Source organism: Pigmentiphaga sp. (assembly GCF_019689535.1).
Lineage (GTDB): Bacteria > Pseudomonadota > Gammaproteobacteria > Burkholderiales > Burkholderiaceae_B > Pigmentiphaga.
In genome coordinates, this window is sequence record NZ_JADGHH010000236.1 from 1 (window position 1) to 4,664 (window position 4,664).

Annotated in this window: 6 protein-coding genes; 1 reads left to right on the forward strand and 5 read right to left on the reverse strand. The window is 66.0% G+C overall.

Annotation, left to right across the window (positions count from 1 at the left end; all coding sequences use genetic code 11):
- Positions 1–979, reverse strand: a 979-nt coding sequence (locus IRZ12_RS15745; protein ID WP_296470397.1) for an MFS transporter, incomplete at its 3' end; no start/stop codon positions are given.
- Positions 980–1,149: 170 nt separating this feature from the next.
- Between IRZ12_RS15745 and IRZ12_RS15750 the strand changes: the two genes are divergently transcribed.
- Positions 1,150–1,428 (forward strand): hypothetical protein, encoded by a 279-nt coding sequence (locus tag IRZ12_RS15750; protein ID WP_296470402.1) that lies wholly within the window; start codon positions 1,150–1,152, stop codon positions 1,426–1,428.
- Between the two features lie 14 nt (positions 1,429–1,442).
- On the opposite strand, the gene IRZ12_RS15755 is transcribed toward IRZ12_RS15750, so the two are convergent.
- From IRZ12_RS15755 to IRZ12_RS15770, 4 genes are all read right to left on the reverse strand, one after another.
- Entirely contained in the window at positions 1,443–1,910 is a 468-nt protein-coding gene (locus tag IRZ12_RS15755; protein ID WP_296470407.1) for a GNAT family N-acetyltransferase, read from the reverse strand.
- A gap of 125 nt (positions 1,911–2,035) precedes the next feature.
- Positions 2,036–3,016, reverse strand: coding sequence for a tripartite tricarboxylate transporter substrate binding protein (locus tag IRZ12_RS15760; RefSeq protein WP_296470410.1), 981 nt, complete (start codon positions 3,014–3,016; stop codon positions 2,036–2,038).
- 34 nt (positions 3,017–3,050) lie between these two features.
- Positions 3,051–4,058 (reverse strand): amidohydrolase family protein, encoded by a 1,008-nt coding sequence (locus tag IRZ12_RS15765; RefSeq protein WP_296470414.1) that lies wholly within the window; start codon positions 4,056–4,058, stop codon positions 3,051–3,053.
- Between the two features lie 26 nt (positions 4,059–4,084).
- Entirely contained in the window at positions 4,085–4,501 is a 417-nt protein-coding gene (locus tag IRZ12_RS15770) for a RidA family protein (protein WP_296470417.1), read from the reverse strand.
- Positions 4,502–4,664: the final 163 nt, after the last annotated feature.

Below are 4,664 nucleotides of genomic sequence, written 5' to 3' on the forward strand. Positions count from 1 at the left end.
ATGCCAAGGAGAGCAAGAGGCTCCCGCCCAGCCCGAGTCCCGCGATGCAGACCCAGGCCATGATCCACGCGGGGAAGAGCGCCATGCCGGCGAATCCAACCAGGCAAAGCACGGAAATGAAGACCCCCAGGGCTTTCTGGTCGCGTACCCGTCCGGTGACCCACGACGTGGCGATGTTGCCGAACAGGGAGGCCACTTGCATCAGGGTCACCATCCAGCCGGCCAGCAGGGGGCTCATGCCCGTCTCGTGGAGCATGGACGGCAGCCAGGCCATGAGGATGTAGAAATTGAATGCCTGGATGCCGGTGAATAGCGTGACTTGCCAGGCCAGCCATGACCGCCAGACGTTGACGGGCACCGGCTGGGTGGACGCGGCCGGCGCTTCGGCGGCCGCGGCGCGACGCCAGCGTCCCAGCCAGACCAGGGCTGCCGGCACGGTGAAGATGAGCGAGCAGGCTAGCGCGGTGCGCCAGCCTCCGGGCAGGGCGTCGGCTAACGGCACGGCCATGCCGGCGACCAGTCCCGAAGACATGCTCATGACCACCGAATAGAGGCCGGTCAACGGGCCGATGCGTTGCGGGAATTCGCGCTTGACCACGGCCGGCAGCATGACGTTGCCCACTGCAATGGCGACGCCGGCGACCAGGGTGCCCAGGAACAGCGGGATGATGCCTGGTACCGACCGCAGGACGATGCCGGCCGAGAGCATGCCCATGGCAAAGCACAGGATGCGTTCCAACCCCAGGCGGCGGCCCAAGGCAGGCGTGAGCACGGAAAAAACCCCAAAAGCGAGCAGCGGCAGGGTGTTGAGCCATCCGGCGCTGCTTGCGTCCAAGCCGGTCGAGGCCCGGATATGGCCCAACAGCGGGCCGACACCGGTCAGCGGTGTACGGAGGGTGGCGGCAACCAGCAGGATGCCCAACAGCGCCATGGCGGGAGACACGGCACGAGCGAGAGTGGGACGGCTTTCGGTGGTCATGACGGACATGCGCGCACGGCGGCGCGGTTTGGGAACGATGTTTGCGGGCGCATGCGGAGCCGGCGGCCGCCCGAGGCGCCGCGCAGCGAGCCGGCGTACAAAAAAGAATCGAACGGCGATGGCGCCCGGAGCCGGAGCGTGCGTCGGCCGCAGTCTACCGGAGGCATGCCATGCCCAATCGACTTGCCGCAGGATCTACGCCGCTCGCGACGGCGCAGGGCGTTCGTTTCACGCTTTTCCACGAGACGCGCGGCCCGCAGGTGTACGAGGTGGATGCGCGCGTCTTGCGCCTGCGCTTCGGGGCGCCGGACGAACGTGCCGATCACCTGCTTGCGGCATATTTGGCCGGACAGGCGGAGATCCACGACGTGGCCGCCGCCGCACCGGCTGGCGAACATGGCACCGTGACCCGCCTGCAGCCTGAGGATTTCGGGCTCGACCGATCGTGACTGCATGGATCGGCTCAACGCCCGGCTGCCGGGGCGTCCCCGGTGCCGTCCTCCAGCGACAGCGCCATCAATACGTGGGGGATGCCCGCTTCCATGAATTCGTCGCCCTCGGCCCGGAAGCCGCGCGTTTCGTAGAACCGGCGGGCGCGTGTCTGGGCGTGTAGCAGGAGCCGCCGGTGGTTGCGGCGCCGCGCTTCCTCGATCAGCGCGTCGAGAATCGCGCCGCCGATGCCGGCTCCCCGCGCATGGCGATGTACCGCCATGCGGCCGATATGGCCGTCGGGCAACAGGCGACCCGTGCCCAGCGGGCGGCCGGCGGAGTCGTAGGCCACGGCATGCAGGCTGACGGCGTCGGCGTCGTCGTACTCGAATTCCAGGGGAACGGACTGCTCTTCGACGAACACGGCCTCGCGGATCGATGAGGCGTCACTGCGCAGCGCTGGCCACGGTCCGATCACGAGGCGGATGGCCGGCCCCGTCATGCGCAGGCCCGCGCGCAGCGCAGGGTGCCGTGGAGGAGGGGGGGATGAGTCGAAATGCTTCGTTTCATGCCGGCGATGCGGCCGCGGCGTCGGCCGCGGCCAGTACGAATGACGAAGCCTCTAGCTTAGTCGATTCGCACGTTCGCTTGCTTGATGATGGCGCCGTATTTCGCGGCTTCGGTCTTCACGAAGTCGGCGAAGGCGGGGCCGCTCATGCCTTGGGGCACCGCACCCATGTTCTTGATGTTGTTCAGCACTGCGTCATTCTTGAGGGCGGCGGCCGCAGCGGCTTGGAGCTTGGCCACGACGGGAGCCGGAGTCTTGGCAGGCACGAACAGCCCGAACCAAGCCTGGGTGTTGTAGCCCTTCAGCCCGGCTTCGTCCAGCGTTGGCACATCCGGGAGCACGGGGGAGCGTTCCGGGCTGCTGACCGCAAGCGCACGCAGCTTGCCGGCCTGGATTTGCTGCGAGACGGTCGGAATGTTGATCATCAAGGCCGAGATCTCGCCGCTCATCACGGCGGTCACCGCTGGCGCGGCGCCCTTGTAGGGGACGTGCGGGATGTCGGTGCCGGCCATGGAGTTGAACAGAATGGCCGACAGGTGCGATAGGCTGCCATTGCCGCCGGAGCCGACGTTCAGCTTGCCAGGGTTGGCCCGCGCATAGGCAATGAACTCGCCGATGTTCTGGGCCGGCAACGCAGGGTTGATGACTAATACGTTGGGGGCGCTCGCCAGCAGCGTGACAGCCGCGAAGTCTTTCTCTGCATCGAATGGCAGCTTGCTGTAGAGGCCGGGGGTGACGGCGTGCGAACTGGCGTTGCCCAGCAGCACCGTGTAGCCGTCGGGGGCCGCCTTGGCGACGATGTCCGATGCGATGCTGCCGCCTGCACCGGGTTTGTTTTCGATGACCAGGCTTTGGCTGAGCACGTCGCCCATGGCCTTGCCTACATTGCGCGCCAGTTGGTCGGAGCCGTCGCCGGGCGGCGCTGGCACGACCAGCCGGATCGGACGATCGGGGTACTCGGCATGGGCGGCCGCGGCCGAGAGGCCCAAGCCGAGGGTGATGGCGGCAGTCAGGTATCGCAATGGGGCGTTGAAGGCCATGGCGTATTTCCTTGAGGTGGGTGAGGAAACGGGATCAGGCGACCAATTGCTGTAGCCCGAAGAATTCGATGGCATTGTCGGCGTAGATCGCCCGCTTGTCTGCATCGGTGAAGCCGGGCTGCTCGGCCACCAGCTTGCCGATGGACTGCTCGCCCAGGGGGAACGGATAGTCCGACCCCAGCATGATGCGGTCCGTGCCCATGACTTCGGCCAGCAGCCGCAGGGACCGCGGGTCGAAGACTGCCGAATCGACGTAGAAGCGCTTGACGTATTCCGAAGGCGGCCGCGGGCAGTCCTTGCGGACGATGTCGCGATGCTTCCAGGCGTTGTCCACGCGACCCAGCATGAATGCGAAGGAGCCGCCGCCATGGGCGAAGCAGATCTTCAGCGATTCCGGGATACGCTCGAAGGCGCCCGAGAGGATCAGCGACAGGATGCCCAGCTGGGTTTCCGCAGGCATGGCCACTAACCAGGGCAGCATCCATTGCTTCATGCGATTGCCGCCCATCATGTCCCACGGGTGCACCAGCAGCGGAATGTTTTCGTTCGCGCAGTGCTGCAGGAAAGTCACCAGGCCTTCGTCGTCGAGGTCCCGGTCGCCCAGGTGGTTGCCGATCTGGACGCCGTAATGGCCGCTCGCCTTGGCGCGTGACGCTTCGCGGCAGGCGGCGTCGATGTCCTGCAGGGGCACCTGCGCGAGCGGCACGAGCCGCTTGGGCGCAGCCGCGCAGAATTCAAGCGCGAGGTCGTTCATGCGCTGGGCCCACGGCAGCACTTTCTCGGGCGAGAATTCGTAGCCGAACATGATGGGCGTGGCGCAGGTGATCTGGATGTCTACCCCTTGCGCGTCCATTTCGGCCAAGCGCGCCCGTGGATCCCACAGGGCGTCGTATACGGGCCGGAACGGCTTGTCGGCGCGCATGATCTGCCCGGTCTTGCCGCCCTCGTCCACGCGCAGCCAGGGGGCGCGCTCGGCGCTGAGTGCGGCGGCTTCCTCCCGGGTAATGCGGGGGAAGTGGTGTGCATGCATGTCGATTTTCATGGTGTATTCCGGATGGGCGTGATGGATCAGAGCGGCTTGTAGGCGACCGCCTTGATCTCGATGCGCAGGTGGGGATGGGGCAGTTGGTGGACCGCGACCGTCGTGCGCGCCGGGCCATTGAAGTCGAAGAACTCTCCGTACACTTCGTTGTAGCCGCCGAAATCTCCCATGTCGACCAGGAAGGTCGTGATCTCCACGACGTCAGACAGCGAGGCACCCTGAGTGGCCAGGATGTCTCGAATGTTTTCGAGCACGGCCCGGGTCTGAGCGCGGATGTCGAACTGGGTCGTGCCCATTGCGTCGGCCTGGACGCCGGCGAACGAGTTGTCCGCCCGGCGCGAGCTGGTGCCGGAAACGAAGAGGAAATCGCCAGCGCGCTTGATGTGGGGATACTTGCCGCGGGGCGTCGCTTTGCCCTCGACGACTTTGGCTTGTGTGTTCATGTCTTCTCTCGTTCGTTTGGAAGGGCTCGTGGGAGTGAGCCGGTTTTCGCCGGTACAAGTCTAGGCAATCCCGATTGTCATGGAGAATGAATTTCTCCGTCGTCGATATTCGTTTTGGCTATGGTCGGGTGCGGGCGCAATGACGCTCACCTGGGTGGGGAGG